A 23,036-nucleotide genomic window follows, 5' to 3' on the forward strand; every position below is an offset into this window, starting at 1 on the left:
TTGCCTTTCCAAATGCGGACGTGGGGTATGACATGACGCCACGCTCTTTGGGAATGGCTATCATGCTGTTTCTTTTTGAGAAGTTCTACCGTAGTGCAAGGAAACACGGTTTAAAAGCCGAAACCAAGCACTTTGAGACTCTGTTAAATCAATTATCAAATTATGTGTACCAACTTCCCAATATGGACGAGATTTTTCGTGTTCATTGGGCGTTGAGTTGGGAAGACCGACTGAAACACGCATAACAACAATCATTTGTAGCGGAACACTCCGCAAGGCAATGCCAGTTCGTCTGGCATTGGCCAGCCGAATTAGCCCTTTATTAAATGACTAATTCAAGGAGTGGTTCTTATGACTACACACCAATCAAAAACAGACTTTTACCAGGAAGTGACAAACCAAATCATAGAAGCGTTGGAGCAAGGCATTAAGCCATGGTCATGCCCTTGGGACGTGTCTCAAGCGTCAGGTATTCCAAGCAATTTTTCGACGCATTCAGAGTATCAAGGCATGAATATCATGCTGCTTTGGATGAGTGCTCAACTGCATCGTTTTTCGTCGTCGCAGTGGCTGACTTTCAAGCAAGCGAAAGCACTTGAGGGACAGGTACGAAAAGGCGAGAAAGGAACGCATATATTTTTTTACAAAACGGTAGAAAAAACGAGTGTGAATGAAAAAGGCAAGGAAGTGGAGGAAAGCTATCCGATGTTGAAAACGTATTGCGTTTTCAACCTTGACCAGGTGGAAGGGATTGAGCGTCCAGCCTCTATTGAGGCAGAGGGCAACCATGACATAGAAACGTTGGACAATGTGGAAGCATTTATTGCACAGACTGGCGCGTCGTTAAGTTATCACGGTCAGAAAGCGTTTTTCAGACCATCGACAGACGAGATAGTGATACCAGAGCGTGAGCGATTCCATCATACGGCGGATTTGTATGCCACAATCATGCACGAGTTAACGCACTGGACGGGTCATAAGAGCCGTCTAAATCGCGATAGCAAAGGTAGATTTGGGAGTAAGGATTACGCGTTTGAGGAGTTAGTGGCAGAGTTAGGCGCGGCGTTTTTAATGGCGGACTTTGGCATAACTGGAGAAGTACAGCACGAATCGTACATTGCAAGTTGGTTAGAGGTATTGAAGAATGACAAGCGTTATATCTTCAAAGCAGCGACCCAAGCGAGCAAAGCACATCAATATTTGAAAGCGTTTCTAAACGACCACAAGACGTTAGAAGCGGCATAATAAAAATGCCCGATAGTTCACACTATCGGGTTTTTTACGTTTGATAGCAGGTTAAATGATATTGAGAATGTTCCCTAAGTGAGTTGATATACATCGGTTGAATGACTGCAATAAGAACGATAATCTAGTGACACTCGTGACTGGTAGGGACTTTGTGATGGCTTTTAATGAAGAAAAATACGATAACATCCAGGATAAACTGTCTTCTGAGGATTTTACGAGCTTGAACCGGCTCGCTTATCAAGCTGGTATCCGTGATCTGATTGACGAAACAGAAATTATGAGTGGCATTGCTCGGAAAGCATTGGATTATGCGCTTGATGAGAACACCAAGTCGCATCTAGAAGACTTACATGAAAAAGTTGAAGTGTTAAGTATGGAGGTGTCAGGGTTAATTGACACGCTTGAAAAAATTAACGAAAAACTGGCCGAAGCTGAACAGGTTCTTCTTGATAATGTCTATGACGATGATGAATGGGATTAACCTATGTGTGATGGGAGCAGGTAAAAAAACCGATAGCGAACACGTAAACTATCGGTTTTTTGTTCAGTGGATTGAGGACCAATGTCACTTTTGTCTTGCAGGCCGCCACTGCCCCTCAGATTTGTGAGCAACAACCAACCCCAAAATGTCCTTAATTGTCGTCGAACATTAAAGTTTGGAACTCGACAATAAAGACTAGAACTATGACAATATAGTTCGAAACTTTTCGATGCTTTTTGTATTCGTTTATTTTCGCTCTGAGAAGGTTTTGCCCTAAGTGTGCTATGATTAAAACTGGTAATTCATATAGTTAGGTATTTTTGCTATACAGTAAGTAATAGCGAAAGGAATTACTTGGTTCATAGTTGCACGTATAGCTAACAACGACAAAAGGGACCTGATGCAGCAGTGAAGAACGCCTCCTCATAGGAGACGTCTTTCATCTACATTTCCGCGTTAAGCTGGATCTTTCAAATTCGGCTTATCGGCTATAACAAAGGGCTTAAATTCAGTGTGTGTAATGCGCGTTTTGTCCAGTTTATTCTTTGCCGTCCATTGAGTGTTATCTCTTAGATATTTTCTGTTGTATTCAGATTTCGATTTACCAACCAGCCCTAAATGATAATCCATTTCATGATCTTCGCTAAAATTCACGTAATCCCAATCGTTCATCGGAAAACCTCTTTTTAAGTTTATGCAATATTGCGTATATGGATATGTGGGGCTTGGAGGGATTTTCAAGGAGGAGCACATGTTTTTTTAAGATGATTATTGATTATATGGAATATTGGGGGGTCCTATACTTGAACTAATGCAAATATTACTAAATTAGAAAGATTGCTATCACGGAAATGTCCAAAAGTGAATTTCGAACTTTGTTACCACACTTTCTTTGGATAGCCACGTTGACTGAGTCTAAGTTTCGATCTTTATTGTCATTATTGGCTTCTAGTTGCCACGATTGGAACACACTTTGGAAGTAGAAAAGTTTCAAACTTTAATGTCCACCGACATTAATTTCGATAAACGCAGCACATTCAGGGGCTGCATTACTGGCTGACGTTTTTGCACCACTTAGCGACTTCATGTGAATTGTTTCTTCACTCAAGTACTGTTGATCTTTATCTCGATAGGTAACGGTATAAGCGGGCATAACTATCCTTATTAACTGAATTTTCCCTGTAATTTATCAGGTTTTCATTGGTATCAAAAAGCAGATTTTGGATAGTGAGGAACACGAGCCGCCCAAAGTGCCCGATAGTTTATACTATCGGGCTTTCTTTTGAGTTAAGCACAGTGGTCAATTGGGGATGGGTAGAGCGTGTGGCCATCTGAAAATGACAAACTGGCTATATGGGATACATTGACCTGATGAAGCAAGTCTTTAGGGAGGGTTGTACTCATAAAAGTACAATACAGATGGCGTGAGGCGGTATCAGCCTGATGGAGCAATCCTTGTAATTGCTCTGGAGTCAGCGCCACAATAAAGTGGCACTCTTCGATAGTGCTAGACATTACAACTCACCTTTGTCTCTATCTGGGCGCCCATCTTTGTCAAAATAACGAACCTGACAACTAGGGAAGCCAGAGCATCCCCACCAAAAGTTGCCAGGCTTTTTCGTCGGACGCTGGATTAACGGTTTGCCACATTGACCACACGCTTCATCTTCACGTACCGTGCCGCTATTTTGTTTGGGCTTGGGGTTAAGATTCGGCTTCCCATTATCGTCAGGAAATGTGGTTTTGCAATCGGGGTAACGATTACAAGCCCAGAATGCCCCGTTTTTGCCGTTACGTTTCAACAATCGCCCTTGTTGACATGTAGGACAAGTGATCCCTTCCTTTGCTGTGATGGGGACGCCATGCTCTTTGACATGCTCGACCTGGTGCTCGATGTACTTATCCACCGCCGCGATAAAGCGCTCTAAGTCATACTCTTGCTTTGCGATTAAATCAAAATCCCCTTCCCAAATCGCAGAGATGTCGGGCATGATGATTTCAGATGGAAGTAGGGCACAAAACTCTTGTCCTGCTTCGGTGGTTTTAAAGACAGGGTTTTTGTAGCCTTTCTCTTTGCCAACCTGTATCAAATGTTTCAAGCTACGCAATTTTTCGATGTGACCACTTCGCGTCGCCTCTGTCCCAATTGAGCCATTTTCTCCACGGGTGTTTTTATCTTTGGCTTCCAATTGCTTACGCAGCGCCACGTCTTTAACGAACTTCGCCGCTTCGGTCATCGCCTTGAGCAAACTGGCGTCATCGAAGAGTTTCGGCGGTTTAGTGTCTTTCTCGATGACCTCGACCGCGTGACAAGGTCCCGTTTCGTCTTTTGACAGCGTAGTGAGATCCCCCTGCTGCGCATTGGGCTTGTCCTGGTGTTCGCCTTTAAAGAGGACTTCCCAGCCTTGAGTGAGCAATGTGGATTGCGTGGCGCGATAGATACGGCTCATGACGCAGCCCACATCGACGGTGGTCTTTTCTCTGACGGATTCAGGATAGAACAACCCAATGAAGTGCTTGGCGACCAGTTCATAAATACGCTGCTCTTTTTCAGATAGCGTTGACGCATCGCCTTGTTTTTCCGTTGGGATAATGGCGTGGTGCGCTTCAATTTTAGAGGCGTTAAACGCCTTATGCGTCGAGCTAAGGGCGGCGCCATGTAATTGAGAGGTAAGACTCGGCATCGTAGCTTTGATCGCATTGAGGATATCAGGCGCCGCCTCTAGGTGGGCGTCACTGAGGTATTGGTTATCACTTCGTGGATAAGTGAGTAGCTTGTGCTTCTCGTACAGAGCCTGAACAATGTCGAGGGTGTCTTTGGGTTTATAGCCCCAACGCTTTGACGCTTCAATTTGCAGTTTGGAGAGATTAAACGGCATAGGCGGCTGACGCGTTTCTTTTTTGGTTTCGACGTGCTTAATGGTCCCTTCGGCTCCGGTGTCGGCTATTTTGATGGAATGAGCTTGCGCTCCATCAATCAAGCGATTGTCTTCGTCTAAAAACAGGTGTTCATTCGGTTGCAGTTTGCCTTTTACTGTTTGATGGCCAAACTGAAACGTCCCGTATAACTCAAAGTAGGTGTGTTTTTGGTGGTTCTGGTTCGCTAAGGTTCGTTCATTGACCATACCGATTAGGGCGCTGATGACTCGACCAATATTGAGCACACTATCAAAGCCTTTTTCACGAGCTTTTAGGGTATAAGATCGAGTGAGGTTATAGCCAAAAGACTGATCGGCCAATGCTCTGGCCATGGCTTTTTGCGTTAATGGCAAAAACTCAGCATTGGGACGCATGTTCGCCAGGGCTTTTTTCACCGGCTTATCGTTTAAGTCGGCGATTAATAGTCGCTCAACGGGTTTGGTGTTGCCTGCATACATCAAGATTTCATCAATCAATAAACAGCCTTCTGGATCAGGATCGCCCGCATGGACAATGCGGTCTGCTTTTTTTATCCAATCGAGCACAATCCCCAATTGTTTTTTTGATTCTTGGCGAGGTTTGAATTTCGGAGGGTAAGGCGTTTTGATGGGTAAGCTGTCCAGAGTCCAGCGTTTAAGGCTCTCGTCGTAGTCTTCGGGATCGAACAATGCCAGTAAGTGCCCGAAACACCAGGTGACAATGTCACTGCCTTTTTGGTAATAGCCGTGTTTCTTTTCTGTGTCAGGGTTGCCGCCCAGTCCTTTAAAAATGGCGGTGGCGAGGGAAGGTTTTTCAGCAATAAATACGCGCATGATGGTGCTCCAATAAAAAACGCTCTACCGAATGGAGAGCGTAATTAGGGTTGATAGGAATAGGGTTATCGAGTGACTTGCAGGTTTTTTAAACCGTCGAGCGTCAGAATGATGAAATGATCATTTCGGTAGTGCTCAAACGGTTGTCTTGATTCGTCAAAGGCGATGTATTTCACGTTATCGAAACGTCGATTGAGGTGTTTCTCAAAATTATCGCCTTTGACGACATACACCGCACCTTGCCAGTAGCCTTTGTTGTAGGCCACGATGTGACTTTTCAAAATCGAGCGATAGCGAGCTGGGGTTTTTAACGTCAATTCCGTTTCGATGGCGTAATTGACACCTGTAGGTGCAGTGAATACAGCATCAGGGCGGTGTTCAACGTCGTATTTGTCTTTGAAGACTTGACGGTCACCGTTTTGCCAACTGTGCCAACCTTGTTTAGACAGCGTCAAGTAAACTCGTTGGTTCATTAATGTGTGGTTAAGAGTGGTAAATTTAACGCGTGAGGGTTCAAACGCTTGCGTGACGGGAGGGCTGCTTTCATCATAATCACATTCTCCCAACCCTTGTTCGGTGATCCCCCACAGTGTAATATCGCCTGACTCAAAATGTAAGGTGTGCTTTTGAATGAGGTTTTCAGAAATAAGCTTTCGAAGTAACCTATAACACCCAGACTTATCAACGATACCTAAGAGCGTAATGATATTATTCAAATTCGAATAACCCTCCATACTCAAAAAGTTCAACACTAGTTGACGTTTTTCTTTGTTTCTGCTTTTTGCGTGGTGAATAGATTCAAAGAGTCCATCCATCGCTATCCTCCTTTTCGGAATTTATGGAATTGAACGGCGGTGTACGACAATCGATTGAGCAGTTTTTTAAGCTGGTTAATATGTCGGCTTTTCTCCTGCTTGCTGATGTGCGTCATCATTTCACCGCTTTTCAGCGCTTTTTCTATGTCTGCAAACAACGCGTCCGTTTCTAAGAAGGCTTTTAGTAGCATAGCGGGGGCGGAGTTGAGCTTCTTTTCATCAAAATGCAACGCGTATTGCTGAAACTGGACGGGAGTGAAGTCGATATCGCCACACGACCCAGATAGGGTTTGGTGTGCTTCTCTAATGCTTTGACGGTACGCCATTAAACTTTCCTCAATATCTTGTAGCGTTGCTTCGGCAAACTTTTTTACCTCTTTGTGCCTAGGGTTGGAAGCAAAGGCCAGAACTGAAAACACACTGTCATAGGTGAACTTTCCATCGATCGAATGCGGCTTGGTTTGGGAATGAGGTGTGTCCCATAAGTAGTGTAAGGTTTGGTTAGAGAGTGTCAGCATCGTCGAATTCCTTCATGGATTGATTGAATTTTTTGATCATGTCTTCTTCACTCAATGGCGACTTTGTTTGATCCCCGCTTCTTCGCGCAGTTTGTTCTTTAGTATTGTTATTTGTCGCTTCCTTCGTTGAGGAGTCTAGCGTCGTGTTTGACAGGGTTGAAGTCATGTCATCATTTTGGTTGTGCTGTTCGTTGCTTCCTGAATGTTTAGTGAGTCCCAATCCTTTTTTCTCTGAATGAATGGTGGGTGTGGTCTTTTCGGTATTGAGTGAACTATTTTCTGATGTCGTATCTTCTTGAGATTCACTGTCTTGTGACGACGCTTCTTGTATGTGTTGTCGCAATGATGAGTTGCTTTCTGGCTCAATAGCTTCGATGTCTTGTTCAGCCTCCTGCTGAACCGACGTGACGTTAGTTGCGTTGTCAGTTGGACTAATTTGATGCACTTGTAACTCAGATTTAGTGACTTTGATGGGGGAGATCAAAGACGGTTTTGGGGTGTCTGATTCGGTAAAAATGTAACTGACAAAGGGCGGTAAGTTCAGCAACATGTTGGTATCCACATATTGCCGCTCTGCTTGTCGAATGTTGCGCTTTGATTCCACCACTTCGGATAATGACGCGTCCGTTTCAATGTAACGGGTTTCGTCATCGACCAAAATGGTCCCTGACATTTTCGCAATCCATTCGGCGGTTTCTGGATCTTGAAGTTTATACACCAATTTGAACTTGGTGTTTTCAACGACAGCGCCAACGACGGCATCGCCATTTAAATCCGCAGGGCATTCGTGCAAATCGGAAACGGATTGGTGTGCCAGTAATAAATGCACGCCTTTATCCCTAGCTACCCCTAATCCTTCCATCGCCGGTTTGGAAATATGGTACTTCAATTCATCCAAGAAAATCGCAATGGGTTTTGGTGTTGTATTGACGCGATCTCGTGTTTCGGCAATTTGAAACAGTCGAATGAGTAACATTTTTTGCGCGATTAAGATCTTTGAGTTGCGCGTACTACCAATGATGTAACAACACCCGCCATTATCGAATATGGTGCGTAAGTCGAGACCTCCTTTAGCATTAATAGCTTCGACGAAAGACATTTCTTCCATCTTGCCAAAAAATCCTTTCACGGTATTTTCTAATCCCTGGACGTATTTTGAATTGAAAATTCCTCGCAGCGTTTTTCTTTCGTCATCGCTTGCTTCCAAAGGCGCTTTCCTCGCCGCCTTTCGGTCATCGATTCGATAGAAGTCAGCCATATCCCCTTTTTCAGCAAAGCTAAATCCTGCGACCAATAATTCTTCAATATGGTCTGGTGTTGCGCCTGCCAGTAAATCCAGTTGAGGTATCCCTTTACGAAGGTCGATTAAGTAAAACGGTTTGCCTGCATCTTCACAGGCCTTGCGCATTAAATGAGGCGCAAATTCGTCGTCTTTTGGATCGAGAACAAACACGCCTTCGTCTGCCTTGATCAACTGGTAAAGAATAAGTCCAGAGGCCACCCCTTTGCCTGCACCGGTGGTTCCAATGATATCCGCGTGCTGTTTTCTGAATTTATCTGTCGGGATGTATTGAGGGTTTCGCTGAGTGTCCAACCCTACAAATATCCCTTTTTTAAGATCAATGTATTGCAGCGGATCGTACTCTGTAGTTTCTGGTAATAACTCTTTTACGCTGCGAACATCGGTGCGAGTTTCGCGCTCGGCTTTGGTGCGTTTGGTGAAGCGTAACTTGAGTTGATTCAGCATTGGAGTGTAAGTACGGCGAAGGTAAATATGACTCACGATGCCAGCAATAAAAACGGGGATGAGTAACCATTGAGAAAGGGGATAATGTACCGCTTGTGGTGAAACGCCATATAGGGTTTTCGTAAGATCAATCAATGCAGGGATCGTCCAATTTGAGATCGTACCAAAGATAAAAAGCAGACACGCCAAAGCGATGAGAAGCCGACGCAACACGGTGTCTTGGTCGCTTCGTTCTGGTCTGTTGAAGTGCAAAATAGGCATGATCAATCCAGATAAAAAACTGAGAATGATCCCAAAGTAATAGGTAAAAACATAGAGCGTTGAAAGGATATTCAACGCCACGAGATAGAGCTGATATTCGATGCGATCGAGCATAGTACGTGTCCTGTTAAAATTACAATTTCGTCTACAGAATCCGTCCACTGTTTCCGTCCATATAAACCGTCAATAGGGTATGGACGGAAACAGTGGACGGAATGAAAGGACGAAAAGCCCTAACTCCCTTCCCTGAGACGTCCAGGAAGTTAGGTTGCCCTTAAGGGGCAATCATTAAAAAAGCCGTGCTTTTTCAATGGATTGAAATTATGATCCTTCGTCCTGAACGTCCTCATGATCACAATCCCAATCTAAGAGCAAAAGAAGCCGAAAACCGTAGCGCTACGCGCGACCAAGCCCCTCTGGAAGGGGAAATAGTCCCCATTTTGCCGCTGCGTAAACTTGCTTGCTCAAATGTGTCCTTTTCCACTAACCAGACGAGCTTGGTCTCGCCTACTCAACGGTTTTCGGGGGCAAGCCCCCAAAACAAAAATCGACCTCGTAGGGAGGTCTCACGGCGCTTGGGCTTGTGTTTTGTTTCGGCTCCCCCGTCTGAATACTTCGGTCGTTGGGCGACCTTGATTCAGATCCTTCACTGGACGTTTCGGATTATCACTTCGTTAGCAATTAAACCCCGCAAGGGGGCGCTTTCTGCGATTGAACGAAGTGATAACTACGCAACCTAAAGTGCGCTCTAAGCTGTCGCTTTCGCTTACTAAGGTTGAAAAAAACGAACGCTTTCAACGCCTCAATCGACGTCTCAAAATGGGGGCGTGAGAACGCCCAGAAGTCCCATTTTGTTCCGTCTCTTTCAGCGTTTCGGCTTGTCGTTTTTTACGCTTCCTCCCATCACGTTCTAGCAATTTAACAATCCTTGGGGATTGAAATTGCACGGTGATGGACGGGCGCGAAAGGGCGATTTTTCGTGCAGGAAAAATCGTTTTTGCGGGTTGAGTTTGGAGTGAGTTAGTGGAAAGTTTTTAGTGAGTGAGCGTCAGTGGTTTGAGATAGTCGGCGTCACTCTGTCTGCAAAAAATCGGCGAGTTCCAATCCTTCATCCAGCATCTTTTGCATTTCTTCGGGAACGTTTCCTTCGCCATTCCATGTTTTGTTGTCACCGTAACGGTAGGTTTTTGGTGCGTCTTTTGTGCTCGTAGATTTGCGTTTTTTGGCTTTTCTTTGAGGCTTCATTAAGCTAACAAGCTTGTCAAAGTCGAGCCCTTTATTGAGGATTTCCTCGCGCATTTCTTCGAGCGCTTTGCGCTCTTGTTGTTCGTGTTCAGCTTGCTTTTGGGCGTCATGTTCTTTCTCGGTTTTGATCTCGGTAACGATGTTTAAAATGCGATCGAGTTGTTCAATGTTCGCATGCTTGAACAGCGCCTTAGCACGTCTTGGTTGAGTCAGTTGTTTGATGATGTCTGTCATTGTCTTTGCTCAGGTTTGTGGGAAAAGATTCAGTAAATGTTGTGGAGAGATAAGTTCTATCGTGTCGTAATAGACGTCGATAGTTTTGTGATTCACTCCGGTGATGGAAACCGTATTTGTCGTTGGGCTACAAGACTCGAAATAGATTTGGCGGAACCTAAACTCGATATGATCGAGTTCATTCACTTTGGCAACTTGTGCCTTGCATTCAGCTTCAAAAAGATGATGAGGGTGTTTAGATAAAAACGTCATTACATTTACCTATGTGGTTATATGAATTTGTTACAGCATGATTTATCTCGTGAAGAAATCTTTACCGAGTTCAATGAGTTTCTTATCTCGGTATGTCGTTTTCGTTGAGTTAATCAAATTGACAAAATGAATAGGGTCAAACGTGATGGTTTCACGATAAAATTCGTGTCCATTGTCATCCGACAAAACAAGGTCAAGGGACTCTTCCAAATGCTCGTCAACGGTCTTACGATTATGTTTTTCGAAGCAAAAGCAAGGGTCTATATATTGGGATTTTGGGGCACGTTCCAGTTTGAAGTATTTACCTGCAAACTGAGCGTTAGGATAATGCGCTTGGATAGCTTCTCTTATGCTTTTGTTTGTGATGGACTGGTACATTAGCGATGTCGAACGCGAGAAGTAACCAAAAATCCACGGAATATTCATCACAGTAGCCCCCGCATATTTCCAGCCTTCGGCTTGTTTATATCGCGTTAGCATCTCTTTGGCCTTAGAGTGAGATATCTGAATGCCAGTGGATTTTGTTAGTAAATACAAAACACGATCAAAGTCTGTCTCTATAATTGCTAATACCTTTGACGGTATCGGACTTTTGGTTGAATGTTTACTACCTGGAGACAGCTTTTTTTTACCCGAATAAGGACAGTTTTCATACGCCTCTCTATCTAATATTCCTAAGTTATCCAGTTGTTTGAATAGATAATGACGACCATGAGGAGGACGATTGTCTTTAGGTTGAATATCTCCAGTTTCTTCATTAACCTCAGTGTCACTAGAATGGAGACCTATGATTGATATTGTATTGTCGCAAGCAGGACAGACCGCTAGGTGTGATTCATTTCGTTCGTCTAATGATTGATACCAAGGGGGTTGTTGTTTGGTATAGTGTTCAAAATTTTCTCTGCTAATGGCAATGCTATTCGCATCATTCACTTTTAGTTTGAATACGTCCATCTAGGTGTATCTCCACAGGATATTGTTTTATAACTTTTAACCACCATCCACTTTCTAATGGTGGGATGTGGTGAGTGTGTTCAGCGATTTTTAAACACTGTAATAAGGTGAGCATATCAATAAAGACAGGGGAGCCATTATAACTCAGTTCAAATTTTGGGCTGCTGTCATCCTTTGGGCTGCGTGACCACTCTTCAAAATCTTCTATTTCTTCAGATGTTAGGGAGCCTACAGGCGCTTGTTTCTTTAACGATTGCAGTATCTTTTCTTGTGACTCGGTAAGTTGATGGTTTGGCTTGATCATAAGTGTATGTCCTTTAAATGACGGATTCTATGGGGTTAATTTTAAGCGTTCGCCGTAGGCGTACAGCTTGCTTGAAAAACGGCTGAACAAAGCGGTTGCAAGTAGTAGGGATCATCGGGCTTTTGCCTTTATTTACGGCGTGCCAATTGAAAGAATTAACCCGAAAACCAATTGTGTCCATTTAAATTTTGAGCTTGATAATCTTGATTTACTGGAAATTCGAAGTCTTTCTTTATTTGATCATTTGAAACGAAAAAAGGCATCGTAAGCGCATAAAAACGTGTCAGGGTCTTTAGGGTTTTGTCTATATGGGCTATTAATAAATTCGTTTGAATAAGCAGTAAAAACGGGTTCAGCTCTAGGTGGTGTCGCAGTTTTTTTAGAACGATGATAAGTCTTATTGATGACACCCAAACACCATGCTCGGAAATGTTTGAGTCATAATCATAAGCGTATGGGGCTAATATAGAAGAAAACTTAGGATTCTGTAACAGTGCTTTTGTTTGGCTCTGTCGCAGTGCAAGTACTGATGTTTTTAGTGGTAAGCTCAATGGGCAGAAAGAGACCAAGTCATGATTTAAGTGAAATGAACACACGTAGAGATAGAGAGCGTCGATTGCCTTTCTTAATTGTAGAAGCCAATCGTCGCTTACTAATTTATTGTTAAGTCGTATTGGTGTTGAGTGATGCTGGCCGTCAATTAATATTCCCCCGTAATTTAATTGAGCTTCGAGTTTGCCCCGATCAAAGGATGACAAAGCATGATTGATGTCATTGATGAAGCTTCCACAAATTAGCCATAACTCCTCAGCGGTGTCTTGTTCATTTGCCCACCTGTATTGACACCCCATTGGGTGCAATACACCTGGTTGATTCAGTAATTCGTTCACTGTATCTGTGTGTTGTTGGATGGTTTTATTGGTCATTGGCCTCTCCGTATTGCTCGTCATGGTGTTGATAAGAATAAGTAAGGTGCTCGTTCTTTTCCTTCAAGGCTTTGAGCAGGTGATTAATTAGATACGTAACGTCCATGCTATCAAATACTCCTATTTGAATATGGCCAGTGCGTAAGTAATCTAAACAATGAGTCTTGTCTGGAATGTCCGCTTGTCCATCGGTAATGGTAATTTCAAGTTGGTCGTCCAGCTTTAAGACGTGGAAGCATCCACGCCCTATTCGGTAGGCATAGATGGTGACTTCATTTGGAGTGAACTGTGTCGCAACGATTTCTGTAAAAATGCTGAGTGACTTAGCATGTGCATCGCGAACGTTGGGTGTGAAAATTGGATCAAACATAGGGAAGACCTTTGTGTTGAGTTCAGTAAAAAACCGGCGGATAAGCCGTTATCTGATATTTTGGGGTTTTAAGTGCTCGCCGCAGGCGTACTCTTTTCGCCTCTACAAGAAGTTGATTCTTATAGCAGGCAAAAGCGAGCTGCTTTCGAATGATGGTTGGGCTTAGTGCAATCCGATACCGAAAAGTAAGCCAATAACAATCCCAAGCATAAATCCTATGGAAAGAATACGTGTGTTGTTGGTATGGAACTGTTTACGAGTAATGTGCATTACGAGCCTATGTGAGTGTTTGCTGCAATATGGTGATGATCCTGTTGGTCAAAAAGAAATTTGGGAGTGAGAGTGCCATTGACCACTTCCGCTATCTCTGTCACTTTTCGACCATAACTTTCGTGCCGGCTTGCGTGAACAAAGATATCAACGTTGCCAACGATTTGTTGGTAAGCCAAATCAAAACTGATATTGCCCTGGGAAGCGATAAGATACTGAAGCCTGGATAAGGCGTCGTCACAACCATTAGCGTGAACCGTAGTCATGCATCCACTGTGACCGGTATTAATCGCTTGTAAGAAAGCATCTGCCGCACGGCCATTTCGAATTTCCCCAACCCATATTCGGTCTGGGCGCATACGAAGCGAGGTTTCAATCAAGGTTTTCATCTCTACGTCACTGCTTGAGCGTTTTGGGGATTCCATTGAAATCAGAAAGGGCAGCCAATCAAGATAGAGCTCTTGAGTGTCTTCACACACAACGATGCGCTCTTTGAGTGGTATGTACCTGGCAAGCGCGCGAAGGAGCGTTGTTTTCCCACTGCCGGTATTCCCCGAAACAATGATGTTTTTTCCAGACTGAATCGCTTCAATCAAGTAGGTCAGCATGGGGGCGGATAGAGCACCAAACTCAACAAGTTGCTCCGCACTGATATGATTAGTGGGCGCGATTCGCAGCGTCATGCTAGCCCCTTGCGGTGTTACTGCAGGGAGGGTGGCACAGATTCGAGAGCAATCCGGTAGCCTGGCATCGAGGATGGGACTTTCTTCCGTTAAGGTTTGATTAAGGCACAGAGCCAACTGCGTTAATAACGCTTGAAAGCTCTTCTCACTGTCAAAGCGGCAGTCAGTTTTCTCGATGGCGCCATTGCGCTCGATGGCGATGGTATCGAATCGGTCAACGAAGATTTCGGTAACGTCAGGGGTTTGGTAAAGGTCGGCAATCGGTTGAAAGTGTTTTTCTACCCATTGCCATTCGTATTGTTTAGCGATAGGCACATCGCCAAAGAGGGTTTTTATTGTGTCAAACAAAGTGACTCCTTAATATTTAAGTACTGCTCTTAACGAAGCTTTTATCAAGGGGAAATATGAAGATTGAAAAAAGAAGAATACTTGATTGCGACTATGCCGTATTCGAGGTGCCAATTCGGGATAACATCGTATTTATGAAAGAAGCGTTATATTTGTCTGATAGTGATAAATATTTTGTTATTTGGGTTGACCGAGCGAGGTTCGAATCGGTTTGGTTTAAGTATGGTTGTTCGGTTGCTCCTGAGTTAGCGAGAGGCAATGAAGATACTTGGCGTAATGACTATAAAGTTTCATTATGCTGAAAAGGGGTTTAGCTTTGGAGTTGAAAATCCTGTGCCCCTGGCAAATATGACAACAAATAAAGACTATCCAAGTGTCGGTTTTATTAATGGCATCACTAGAACGATTTGGTTGTTGGCCAATGGTGCTCAATATTTTCCGGCGTTTGTTTTCGATAAGGAAGTCGCGAACAAGCTACATCGTTTTTTTGGTGTAAAAGGTTCGCGGGTACTTTCGAATAACGAACTATTTTTTCAATTGAATGAAAGAGGGTTTAGGACGTAGATAGGTTTGTTTCACGTTATCGTCAGGACTCTTCCCATACTTTAATGTGTAAAGGTGGGACAGATAGTCATCTAGTGTTGCGGCATTCATGGCTGAAAATTGTCCTTGCTCGGTGCTGAAGTATCCAGTGTGCTTTTCTATGGTCTCCAGAAGCTCTCGATATTCGTCCAGTTGTTTCTCAAGCCCTCTACCTATATCAAGCTTGTGTATGCTTATCGTCTTTGACTTACAGACGGCTTTGTCAGTGAAAGAAAAACATTGTTTAAGCCATATCATTATTTGTTCTCGCATCGATACTCCCCTTAGTTGATTGATAAAGTGGAATTACTGCACCGTTTCTGGCGTTGGCTGGGTGAGTTTCCTGTCTCCCGTAGGGTAGATGATAATTGGCTGGTTTTTCCTTAATGGTTCTTGTAAGAGCTTGATAAGAAGCTCTGGCCCTGTATCGTCCGGATAGGCGATGACGTAAGGTCTCTTCAATCCTTGTTTTACAAATTGGTCATGAATGAACTCGCGGTGTTCACCCATAGAGAAAGCCATTTGAGAAGTTTGAAGTGCTTTGATATCACCCCAGTTCGTGATGCTATTGCCGATGTTCTTAACCTTATCGACGTAAAGCGCAATCAAAATGTCATCCGGCAACACAATACCAAATCGCTTGAGAACAGCTTCAAATAGGTCAAAGACTTTTGGGTGAGGCGTTGGCTCATCAAGATTGGAGTAAATGGGGTCATCCTGGTCTTTGTCCTCGATGACGAGAAAGTAACCTTGCAATGGTCTGTCCCAACCGCAAAGAATGGAGTACTGATGGGTTTGAAAAGTACGTTGTGACATAAATCGTTTTCCTTAGTAATAATGAGTTTGGCCAAAAAGCTGACCATTACGGTACACCTCGGTGTAACGCAGTGTTTTGGTGCAGTGAGCAGGGGAGCGAGTACGGTTTTCTCTATCGATACGACAGCGAACCCCTTTAATGACCGTTGCTGGTACGGTCCTCCAAGCTACGCAGGTCTCTTGCCACTCTCCACCGCTTCGAATGGGTTTGGTTTGTGAGCAGACTTTATGGCTAGCGATTTGGGCCGCAATGCCATTTTGAGCGGTAAAATTATCAGCGCTTTGGGCTTTGGTGTTTGGAGAGTTTGTTAAGCATTCATGAAACCCTGGAAGGGGGGACTTAAAGCTTTTTATTCGGTCCCAAAAGGCGCTGTGTGCTTCGCTACAACCAGTGGTGAAGCCTGTAGGTAAACATAACCATATGCCGCACTCCGCGTCACTTGCTGCGCTGACGTTTGGGCTGTATATAGCGGATAGGGTGAGTAGCACTGAGCACCACTTGATGAGCATTATTCGCATTCATCTTCTCCTTAGTTCTTGTTGTTCCCAAGTCGTGTTAAGGCTTCTTTCCTGACCTTGCGCCAGTACTCGATGTAATCCGGTGAAGGCGGTGTCAGTGAAAGTTTGAAACTGATATTGTCAGGAATGACGGTTTTATCGATGTCGCTAAGCTGCATAGCTACTTGAACATCGTGTTCAAAGGTTCGCTGTATCATGGGTTATCCTCGATGGAGAGTGTTTAATTGTTGATAGGTTTTCAAAACGTCAACGACATAACGTTGAGTTTCTTTATAAGGTGGAATGCCATTATATTTTTTAACGGCGCCTTCACCTGCGTTATAAGCCGCGAGAGCCAGACGAATGTTGTCGTACTTGCGAAGCAAGCGGCCAAGATGGGCGGTTCCTACCTCAATATTTGAGGCAGGATGAAGTGGGTTGATGCCAGCCTTGATTGAGTGTACGTCCATCAGTTGCATCAAACCTTTGGCGCCTTTGTGGCTCACTGCGTTAGGGTTAAAGCCGCTTTCCTTCTTGATAACGGCGATAACGAGATTTTCAGGCACTCGGTATTGCCGGCTGAAAAGAGCAATGGCATCACAATACTTTGGGCAGCCTGATACTGGCCTTTGATAACTGGAGGTCCAGGCTTCTAAGTTTCGGGCTCCGGTATGGATACCCGCGAGACTCTCGGTGTTGAATAAGAGCAGCAGTATCCAGGGTGTAAAATACTGGCATAGTAACGGTGTCATGGTTACCTCTCTGTTTGTGCGTGAATTGGACTTTTAGTCGAGGGTTGATATGATAGAAGGACAAAGCATCAAGCTTTGGGGCTGTCAGTTATGGCAGCAACAAGCTTTGCCAACTGACGATATTCACCAGGAAGCAAAGCTTCACGAACGAAAGGAAAACGAACATGAGTGATGAGAAAAAAATCGAGTTCTCACAATCAGATGTACTCAATGCGCTTTTACATCAACGTAACCATGAGCAGCATTACGCGACTCAAGACAACGTCGATAATGTGAAAGACAATCTCGCTCGTTTCGAAAAACAAACCAACAAGCAGTTTGAAAGCGTTGAGCAAGAAATCAAAGACGTCAAACAGGAAATAAAAGACGTTAAACAAGAAATCAAAGACGTAAGCTCTAAGTTAGACAAGCTTTTATTTGCGCTTCTTGCCATGTTCTTTGCGGGGTTTGCTGCGCTTTACTTCAAATAATCTTCATTTGACGTTATTACCAAATTGCGGGCAGTCTTTACTGCCCGTTTTCTATGGGAGTCACCAGAAAACCTCGATGTTCATCACGCGCTAAATAGCGGTGAAGGCGGTGTTTAGGGACGGTCCAGCGACGAAGCTCTGACCCAACCAGCATTTCCAAGATCACGAGTGGGGCGGTCGGCTTTGCTTTCGTTTTAATCGGTCTGCGTCTAGCTTTTCGCTTTTGTTTGGTATGGATTGAGGTCATCTCATAACTCCCATTGTTTTCTCAATGCTTGCTCCTCCAGAATATCTTCAATCCGTCGCCTGGTTATCACTGAGCACGCAGGGGGAGCGCTGTCTTTTTTGAGGTGGATAATCTCTTTGTTATCAACATTATCCATTGGGATGTCCATATCTGGTAAAGCGGTTGTGTCAAACGGTGTGGTATGCATAATGAGCGCTCCTTGTTTGGTCAAGGTGAGTAAAGAGAAGTTGATGTCAGGACTCAATACCGTCCTACGCCCTAACGGGCTACCTGCTAAGCCTCGCTTCCCATTCAATGCTTTGGCATTGAACGTAAAGCGTGACTCTATGACATTGAGTCATGAATAGCGGCGGTGCTATTGATGTGCTGAGTGGTTTTCGGTATGGTGGGTTCGAATAGACAACCAGACTGACGAAGTCTGTTTTGGCGAGCAGGGCCCAACAACCCGCTCGCTTTTTTTATTGGCGTGTGAGCAACAGTTGATATCGTCGTTTGATGTCGCTGTCTTTGAAAACTGGACTCTTCTTCCAGTATTTGTATCGATAGAGTGTGAACGCTTGTAAAGGGGCGCGCCAATGTGATGACACTTTGCTTTCAACCGTCACGCCATACATTTCCAACATATCGGTATTTCGAAATTCCCCGTTCTTGGCCAAAAGTGGCGAGGTGAGGATTAAACGATGAACTCGATACGAAGGCATCGTGTTAATAAGCGCGATTAAGTCTCGATAGACGCCGCGATTAAATGGCGTCTCAATGTCGGTCAAATGGACGTTCAACTCTCGTTTGAATAGAGAAGGAATGAACGTCAGGTTTGGGTGCTCGGGTAATATGTAAGCAAAGCCGTATAAGTAGACCAGTCCCATCAGCGTAACGAGTAATGGCCAAGTAACGTTAGGGATGGCTAAAGTCCCTCCCCAAAGCAAAAGCAAACTATTTACCGCCGTGGTTTGTAACCGTCGGCGTAGAAAATAATGAGGTGAGAAAGCTTGTTTTTTAAACGTGATAGCGAGCATCAAACCAACCAGCACGGTCAAAAGCGCATAGGCAAAGAGAATGTCCATGAGAAGCCTCAGAGATAAAAGCGGTTTTGGGTTTGGCAACGAGTATTGTTTGGTCTTGGGGTATAAAAAAATAGGCGGTAATGCGCCTATTTTTCAATCAATCTAGTGTTGGTTTATCCTTGGTCCATTTTTATATGCTTGAGCTTTTCGTCGGTTTTATAGTTACTGAGTGCATAAACGGACCAAAGGCTCGCAGGTATCCAGCCAATCAACGTCAGTTGAAGTATTAAGCAGAGAATACCCGCAATGGGGCGTTTGATGGTGAAGAACTGGAGCCAAGGGATAAAGATGGCTAAAAAAAGTCTCATATTAATGGTTTCCTTGTTATGAGTTCGTTGTCATTCTGATGCTACGTGGTGACATCTTGTGTTTTTGGGCGTCCTCGTTTTGGAGAAGAGGTTATCGGTTTGTACTTTAAACAAAACTCATGACGATTTTCTGCCCATTTGATGTTGATGCTTTTGGTGGCGATGTCTGAAACGCGTTTCCAAGCTATCGCGGCTTTTTGATATTCTTGATTGCGCTCTAGTTCAGCCGCTTCTCGTGCGAGATCATAATAGCGGTTTTTCATTCCAGGTTGTTGATGAAAGTGCATATCTTATCCTTTCACCAGTCGGCGACGAAGTCCTAAACCTAGCAAAGCTAATCCAGACAGCAAGCCTAGAGAGCCGCCGCCACTTCCACCGCCTGAACTTTCGTTGCCACTATTACCACCGGAATTTGTTTGAGGGTTAATTGAGATGGTTTCCGAATCACTCAAATGCAATGTGCCACTGCCATTAGTTTCAACTTCATAAGTACACGTCTCATAAGCATGGATGGTGTTATTCCCAAGACAAGTACCACCAACAATAGCTACATTGCCGTCGGACCAAGCACTATCGGATGTTGGATTGATATGAAGTGATTGGACGGTAACCGTTTGGGTTCCATTACCATTAACTACGGTAGGATAATGCCAGCCATCAATAGTGTTACGAATGAAGTCTTCGACATAGTGTAAATTAACTGCAAAGGTGTAACGGGTGATTTCACCTGTAAGTGATTCATCAGCAATTATTGAGTTAGTCAATGCAGAGATTTCATTACTATCGTTTAAGTCAGGTCCGCCACTATCGCCATGTTCATTATAGCCATTGATAGCAGTTGTCTTTGTATACATGGGATAAGCTATGTTGTTGTAACTACCGTCCACTGTTAGTGTTGATTGCCCCAGTGAAGAACTGGAGCCAAATCCTAGAGCTCGCAGGGTATCTCCATCACCGATAGTATCTTGCGTTAAGTCTGCAAAGAAGTGGATGTTAGTAGTATTGTGATTCTTAGGTAACGTCCAAATGGACACGTCGTAGCCATCATGGTTTATGTACTCTGGGTGATCATTTCGTGAACTGGCTGCTTGTTGCGTACCATCAGAAAATTGAATTATTCCGTCGTCTTTGCAGTGTGCGGCGGTCAATACATACCGCCCAGCAATAATGGTCCCAGTACAGTTGGCTTCTACAAGGTCATCATAGTTGTCCCAGATTAAAGGGGTGCCATTAACTACGGCCAGAGCATTAGCTGATAGTAATGAGGTAAGTAGGGGAATGAGTACCTTTTGCATGCTGACGTTCCTTATCGGTTATTGTGTAAATATTATACAATAAAGTGCGTATTGAATCGAGGCTAACAGTTTGTTTTATCTATGATCGTTTGGTCTAAAAACGCCGTTCATATGATCGATTGGAATAGTAAAGGTAACACGATTACCTTTACTATTATTGGACGGCTTACTTTTTATAAGCTTTTATTTCATAGGTAAAATTATAATGTCGAGCACTTGTGTAGGCCGCACATATTCGAGTATCACCATCATGAGTGAGTTGCTGAGCTACTCCTCTTGTGTGTGATGCTTCGTGGTTGGTTTGATCTTCATACACGCCATTAATGTAGACGTCATGTGTCCGCACACTGGCGCCCGATGGCGGTCGAACGTTAGTGCAACTCGAACCTGATACACCATTGTAAATAATAGGGGTGTTCGATAAGCCAGATACAGGGTCTAGCGCCCTCACATCAATTCCCTCTTTAGGGATATTGACAGTTGAAGCGTTGTAGCTGTCGGTGATGGCTTGTTCACTTGCGTAGGCATCGGCTAAGGTCACTTTAGCTGTGACTGTTGTGGATGACAAAGCGCTAGCAAGTAGCGCGATGAGTAATGCAATATTGGGTTTCATGATGAAGCCTCCTTGTGTTATTTGCATTTGATGAGGGCAGTAATCACGCCCGTGTGGATGAATCGTCTATCTCCTGTAGTGTTATGGGTGACTAAAATATCTAACCCTAACTGCCATCGGTTGTTGGTAGTATCGTCGACTTGATAGGCTTTTTGAGAGCCAAGTAGGGTGTAGTCTGAGCTCACGTTGATTTCGGTAATGCTGGGATAGATGTCAGGGCTTTGGCCTGTGATGCAGGTAGGTTTGTTAACCCAGTCGCCGTGTTGTCCAACAAAAATTTGTACCAACTTATTGCTGACGGATATTTGTCCGCCTTGGCTGTCAGCAAGGGTGAACTCTTTCGCATTAGTAATGGCGAACTGCCCACCCACATCCCAGTCGCCTAACAGCGAAGAGTTATCCCCACTGCGTTTCACCAGACCATCAAATGCAAACGCCAAATCTGCGAGGTCAATGCGATACGTCATGATGTTGGCCGTTTCATCCCAAGTCATACCTGATATCGGACTTAAGAACTCGTGCATGGCGTTGTATTGCGTTTTAAATAGGTCATCACCTTCATCAGGCACACTGAACTCTAATTTTGCGTAATAGCTTCGAAATCCAGTTGGCGTGATGTAGGTCTCTACGCTGTACGTCATTTTCCCCCAAGGGGTGTGGTCAATGGGGGTACAACGTCCATTGTCGGCATCCGTGGTGGTGCAGGTTGGCACGTAGAGGTTTTCAAAGGCTTGTAGGTGATTTGGCCAAAGGCTGCGGTCATGAATGTTCATACCAGCGGTGTATTGGGCTTGATGCCAGGCGTGCATCATGGTGCGAATATCCAGTAGCCGGAGTGAGAATTTTTCAACGGGTCTTGAAAGTTGTACTTGTCGGTTAAAGTCAGCTACGCTCAATCCCAACATGGCAACAAAACCAATGACGATGAGCATGGACAGCAAACTGAAACCACGAGAGGCTTTTCTCATGATGAGGTTTCTCCTTTAAAATTGAGCAAAAAAAACAGGGGTTAGATGTGGCAATCGACGACTGAGGCGGTAGTGTTGACGGTTTGCGTATCTGGATGGAGATAGAGCAAAGGGACGTCCCACTGGTAATCGAGGCCGTTTTGCCTATCCGCACTGAGATAAGGGCCAATATCTTGCGCGTAGTCGGCATCATCAAAGGTGAACGTCACCGTAAAGTAACGAGCGAGTCCTCCTGCATAGTCATAGCGGTAGTGTCCAAACTCGTGAGTGGCGTTGCCAGTTTGAGCGCCTTGAAAAAAGCAGCGATGGCGCATCGCTTGTTCATAGAACTGCGAGTTAACATCACCTATCACCTGGGTGATGGTGTTATCTATCGTTTGTGCAATGTGAACATGATAGAGGTGGCGACCTAGACTCAAAGCGGCGAGAAGGCCCAGCATGGTAAAGCTGAGCCAATACGCCATAGACAGAGAGAGGGCCCCTCGCTGATTGGCGATGGTGGGCATGGACTATCTCCTGGTTTAATAGGTCATAGTGACACCGGTCGCTGACGTGGACAGCGTCGAGCAACCTGTGGACTCTTGACAGTTACCGCGCGTGCTCGGTGCCATAGTGTCGGCAATATCGATGATGCGATTGGTGTCATTAGGCAGGGTGCCCGTCACATCAAAGAGACCTGGGTTGCTGTTCGCTGTCACGCTCCAGTTGCCACCAAACGGGTTCGTGGCCACACCATTATTGCCTGGTCCACAAATCTTGCGGTCGAGGTCAGTGGTGGCGCAGACTTTACTGATATCCACCGTGGCGAAGTTCGAGCGCCCGCGCTGCCAATCGCGGGTGTACTTTTCAATGGAGGCCGCTTGTTGGCCATATTGAAATTTGTTCCAGGCGTAGGTGAGTTTTGGCGCTTGGGAAATCACAAAAATCAGCGCCAGTATTACCACACCGATAACAATCAGTGCGTCTAGAGAGATGGCGCCGCGCTGTTTGCGAGGCTGTGTGGGTTGTTTAGACATAACAAAGGGTTCCTTTTATC

General features: G+C 44.5%; 35 protein-coding genes. 7 read left to right on the plus strand and 28 right to left on the minus strand.

The features are described from left to right. The 3 genes from MD535_RS22150 to MD535_RS22160 form a co-directional block, all read left to right on the plus strand. Positions 1 to 245, plus strand: a 245-nt coding sequence (locus MD535_RS22150) for a hypothetical protein (protein WP_265677271.1), incomplete at its 5' end; no start/stop codon positions are given. A gap of 106 nt (positions 246 to 351) precedes the next feature. Then, the gene (locus tag MD535_RS22155; RefSeq protein WP_265677274.1) at positions 352 to 1,245 is read left to right on the plus strand and encodes an ArdC family protein; all 894 of its coding nucleotides are present in this window, start codon (positions 352 to 354) and stop codon (positions 1,243 to 1,245) included. A 157-nt stretch (positions 1,246 to 1,402) separates the two neighbouring features. Further along, positions 1,403 to 1,729 (plus strand): hypothetical protein, encoded by a 327-nt coding sequence (locus MD535_RS22160; RefSeq protein WP_265677277.1) that lies wholly within the window; start codon positions 1,403 to 1,405, stop codon positions 1,727 to 1,729. 456 nt (positions 1,730 to 2,185) lie between these two features. On the opposite strand, the gene MD535_RS22165 is transcribed toward MD535_RS22160, so the two are convergent. From MD535_RS22165 to MD535_RS22195, 7 genes are all read right to left on the minus strand, one after another. Then, on the minus strand, positions 2,186 to 2,401 hold the full coding sequence (locus tag MD535_RS22165) for a hypothetical protein (RefSeq protein ID WP_029837338.1): 216 nt from the start codon (positions 2,399 to 2,401) through the stop codon (positions 2,186 to 2,188). A gap of 325 nt (positions 2,402 to 2,726) precedes the next feature. Further along, on the minus strand, positions 2,727 to 2,882 hold the full coding sequence (locus MD535_RS22170; RefSeq protein WP_265677288.1) for a hypothetical protein: 156 nt from the start codon (positions 2,880 to 2,882) through the stop codon (positions 2,727 to 2,729). 134 nt (positions 2,883 to 3,016) lie between these two features. Further along, entirely contained in the window at positions 3,017 to 3,244 is a 228-nt protein-coding gene (locus MD535_RS22175; RefSeq protein WP_265677289.1) for a hypothetical protein, read from the minus strand. Further along, positions 3,244 to 5,460 (minus strand): DNA topoisomerase, encoded by a 2,217-nt coding sequence (locus MD535_RS22180; protein ID WP_265677290.1) that lies wholly within the window; start codon positions 5,458 to 5,460, stop codon positions 3,244 to 3,246. The genes MD535_RS22175 and MD535_RS22180 overlap by 1 nt, the downstream gene beginning before the upstream one ends. A 65-nt stretch (positions 5,461 to 5,525) precedes the next feature. Next, positions 5,526 to 6,275 carry a MobC family replication-relaxation protein gene (mobC, locus tag MD535_RS22185; protein WP_265677291.1) on the minus strand — a complete coding sequence of 250 codons (750 nt, stop codon included), beginning with the start codon at positions 6,273 to 6,275 and terminating at the stop codon, positions 5,526 to 5,528. 2 nt (positions 6,276 to 6,277) lie between these two features. Beyond that, positions 6,278 to 6,793 (minus strand): hypothetical protein, encoded by a 516-nt coding sequence (locus MD535_RS22190; protein WP_265677292.1) that lies wholly within the window; start codon positions 6,791 to 6,793, stop codon positions 6,278 to 6,280. Further along, positions 6,777 to 8,915 (minus strand): TraM recognition domain-containing protein, encoded by a 2,139-nt coding sequence (locus MD535_RS22195; protein WP_265677297.1) that lies wholly within the window; start codon positions 8,913 to 8,915, stop codon positions 6,777 to 6,779. Before MD535_RS22195 ends, MD535_RS22190 begins: the two co-directional genes overlap by 17 nt. Positions 8,916 to 9,124: 209 nt before the next feature. On the opposite strand from MD535_RS22195, the gene MD535_RS22200 reads away from it, so the two are divergent. Beyond that, the gene (locus MD535_RS22200; protein ID WP_265677299.1) at positions 9,125 to 9,541 is read left to right on the plus strand and encodes a hypothetical protein; all 417 of its coding nucleotides are present in this window, start codon (positions 9,125 to 9,127) and stop codon (positions 9,539 to 9,541) included. Positions 9,542 to 9,872: 331 nt separating this feature from the next. On the opposite strand, the gene MD535_RS22205 is transcribed toward MD535_RS22200, so the two are convergent. From MD535_RS22205 to MD535_RS22235, 7 genes are all read right to left on the minus strand, one after another. Beyond that, on the minus strand, positions 9,873 to 10,280 hold the full coding sequence (locus MD535_RS22205) for an H-NS family histone-like protein (protein ID WP_265677300.1): 408 nt from the start codon (positions 10,278 to 10,280) through the stop codon (positions 9,873 to 9,875). 9 nt (positions 10,281 to 10,289) lie between these two features. Continuing rightward, positions 10,290 to 10,532, minus strand: coding sequence for a hypothetical protein (locus MD535_RS22210; protein ID WP_265677301.1), 243 nt, complete (start codon positions 10,530 to 10,532; stop codon positions 10,290 to 10,292). Positions 10,533 to 10,574: 42 nt separating this feature from the next. Further along, entirely contained in the window at positions 10,575 to 11,486 is a 912-nt protein-coding gene (locus MD535_RS22215; protein ID WP_265677302.1) for a hypothetical protein, read from the minus strand. Then, entirely contained in the window at positions 11,458 to 11,790 is a 333-nt protein-coding gene (locus MD535_RS22220; protein ID WP_265677304.1) for a hypothetical protein, read from the minus strand. The genes MD535_RS22215 and MD535_RS22220 overlap by 29 nt, the downstream gene beginning before the upstream one ends. 155 nt (positions 11,791 to 11,945) lie before the next feature. Next, positions 11,946 to 12,716 carry a hypothetical protein gene (locus MD535_RS22225; RefSeq protein ID WP_265677306.1) on the minus strand — a complete coding sequence of 257 codons (771 nt, stop codon included), beginning with the start codon at positions 12,714 to 12,716 and terminating at the stop codon, positions 11,946 to 11,948. Further along, the gene (locus tag MD535_RS22230) at positions 12,706 to 13,086 is read right to left on the minus strand and encodes a hypothetical protein (RefSeq protein WP_265677308.1); all 381 of its coding nucleotides are present in this window, start codon (positions 13,084 to 13,086) and stop codon (positions 12,706 to 12,708) included. Before MD535_RS22230 ends, MD535_RS22225 begins: the two co-directional genes overlap by 11 nt. A gap of 269 nt (positions 13,087 to 13,355) precedes the next feature. Continuing rightward, entirely contained in the window at positions 13,356 to 14,387 is a 1,032-nt protein-coding gene (locus MD535_RS22235; RefSeq protein ID WP_265677309.1) for a CpaF family protein, read from the minus strand. A 258-nt stretch (positions 14,388 to 14,645) separates the two neighbouring features. Here MD535_RS22235 and MD535_RS22240 point away from each other — a divergent pair, with 258 nt between their 5' ends. Then, positions 14,646 to 14,951 (plus strand): plasmid fertility inhibition factor family protein, encoded by a 306-nt coding sequence (locus MD535_RS22240; RefSeq protein ID WP_265677310.1) that lies wholly within the window; start codon positions 14,646 to 14,648, stop codon positions 14,949 to 14,951. 324 nt (positions 14,952 to 15,275) lie between these two features. On the opposite strand, the gene MD535_RS22245 is transcribed toward MD535_RS22240, so the two are convergent. The 4 genes from MD535_RS22245 to MD535_RS22260 are packed head-to-tail and all read right to left on the minus strand — an operon-like array spanning position 15,276 to position 17,035. Then, the gene (locus tag MD535_RS22245; RefSeq protein WP_265677312.1) at positions 15,276 to 15,785 is read right to left on the minus strand and encodes a hypothetical protein; all 510 of its coding nucleotides are present in this window, start codon (positions 15,783 to 15,785) and stop codon (positions 15,276 to 15,278) included. A gap of 12 nt (positions 15,786 to 15,797) precedes the next feature. Beyond that, positions 15,798 to 16,304, minus strand: a complete 507-nt coding sequence (locus tag MD535_RS22250; protein ID WP_265677314.1) for a hypothetical protein — start codon at positions 16,302 to 16,304, stop codon at positions 15,798 to 15,800. A gap of 11 nt (positions 16,305 to 16,315) precedes the next feature. Then, the gene (locus tag MD535_RS22255) at positions 16,316 to 16,501 is read right to left on the minus strand and encodes a hypothetical protein (RefSeq protein ID WP_265677315.1); all 186 of its coding nucleotides are present in this window, start codon (positions 16,499 to 16,501) and stop codon (positions 16,316 to 16,318) included. Between the two features lie 3 nt (positions 16,502 to 16,504). Further along, positions 16,505 to 17,035, minus strand: coding sequence for a lytic transglycosylase domain-containing protein (locus MD535_RS22260; RefSeq protein WP_265677316.1), 531 nt, complete (start codon positions 17,033 to 17,035; stop codon positions 16,505 to 16,507). Positions 17,036 to 17,199: 164 nt separating this feature from the next. Here MD535_RS22260 and MD535_RS22265 point away from each other — a divergent pair, with 164 nt between their 5' ends. After that, positions 17,200 to 17,505 carry a hypothetical protein gene (locus tag MD535_RS22265; protein ID WP_265677317.1) on the plus strand — a complete coding sequence of 102 codons (306 nt, stop codon included), beginning with the start codon at positions 17,200 to 17,202 and terminating at the stop codon, positions 17,503 to 17,505. Positions 17,506 to 17,542: 37 nt separating this feature from the next. On the opposite strand, the gene MD535_RS22270 is transcribed toward MD535_RS22265, so the two are convergent. Next, positions 17,543 to 17,752 carry a hypothetical protein gene (locus MD535_RS22270; protein ID WP_265677318.1) on the minus strand — a complete coding sequence of 70 codons (210 nt, stop codon included), beginning with the start codon at positions 17,750 to 17,752 and terminating at the stop codon, positions 17,543 to 17,545. A 1-nt stretch (position 17,753) separates the two neighbouring features. Next, complete coding sequence (locus tag MD535_RS22275; RefSeq protein ID WP_265677319.1) at positions 17,754 to 17,939, minus strand: hypothetical protein; 186 nt, start codon at positions 17,937 to 17,939, stop codon at positions 17,754 to 17,756. Position 17,940: 1 nt separating this feature from the next. Here MD535_RS22275 and MD535_RS22280 point away from each other — a divergent pair, with 1 nt between their 5' ends. Further along, positions 17,941 to 18,099, plus strand: a complete 159-nt coding sequence (locus MD535_RS22280) for a hypothetical protein (RefSeq protein WP_265677320.1) — start codon at positions 17,941 to 17,943, stop codon at positions 18,097 to 18,099. Positions 18,100 to 18,210: 111 nt separating this feature from the next. Here MD535_RS22280 and MD535_RS22285 read toward each other — a convergent pair whose 3' ends face one another. From MD535_RS22285 to MD535_RS22320, 8 genes are all read right to left on the minus strand, one after another. Next, positions 18,211 to 18,816 carry a hypothetical protein gene (locus MD535_RS22285; RefSeq protein WP_265677321.1) on the minus strand — a complete coding sequence of 202 codons (606 nt, stop codon included), beginning with the start codon at positions 18,814 to 18,816 and terminating at the stop codon, positions 18,211 to 18,213. A 113-nt stretch (positions 18,817 to 18,929) separates the two neighbouring features. Beyond that, positions 18,930 to 19,124, minus strand: a complete 195-nt coding sequence (locus MD535_RS22290) for a YqaE/Pmp3 family membrane protein (RefSeq protein ID WP_096444153.1) — start codon at positions 19,122 to 19,124, stop codon at positions 18,930 to 18,932. Between the two features lie 41 nt (positions 19,125 to 19,165). Continuing rightward, complete coding sequence (locus tag MD535_RS22295; protein ID WP_265677325.1) at positions 19,166 to 19,411, minus strand: ANR family transcriptional regulator; 246 nt, start codon at positions 19,409 to 19,411, stop codon at positions 19,166 to 19,168. A gap of 3 nt (positions 19,412 to 19,414) precedes the next feature. Continuing rightward, on the minus strand, positions 19,415 to 20,419 hold the full coding sequence (locus tag MD535_RS22300; protein ID WP_265677326.1) for a trypsin-like serine protease: 1,005 nt from the start codon (positions 20,417 to 20,419) through the stop codon (positions 19,415 to 19,417). 166 nt (positions 20,420 to 20,585) lie between these two features. Continuing rightward, entirely contained in the window at positions 20,586 to 21,032 is a 447-nt protein-coding gene (locus tag MD535_RS22305) for a hypothetical protein (RefSeq protein ID WP_265677327.1), read from the minus strand. Positions 21,033 to 21,049: 17 nt separating this feature from the next. Further along, the gene (locus MD535_RS22310) at positions 21,050 to 22,000 is read right to left on the minus strand and encodes a hypothetical protein (protein ID WP_265677329.1); all 951 of its coding nucleotides are present in this window, start codon (positions 21,998 to 22,000) and stop codon (positions 21,050 to 21,052) included. A gap of 41 nt (positions 22,001 to 22,041) precedes the next feature. Then, complete coding sequence (locus MD535_RS22315; protein WP_265677331.1) at positions 22,042 to 22,506, minus strand: hypothetical protein; 465 nt, start codon at positions 22,504 to 22,506, stop codon at positions 22,042 to 22,044. Positions 22,507 to 22,521: 15 nt separating this feature from the next. Next, positions 22,522 to 23,016 carry a hypothetical protein gene (locus MD535_RS22320; protein WP_265677332.1) on the minus strand — a complete coding sequence of 165 codons (495 nt, stop codon included), beginning with the start codon at positions 23,014 to 23,016 and terminating at the stop codon, positions 22,522 to 22,524. Positions 23,017 to 23,036: the final 20 nt, after the last annotated feature.

The sequence above is a fragment of the Vibrio qingdaonensis genome, from assembly GCF_026191675.1.
Lineage (GTDB): Bacteria > Pseudomonadota > Gammaproteobacteria > Enterobacterales > Vibrionaceae > Vibrio > Vibrio qingdaonensis.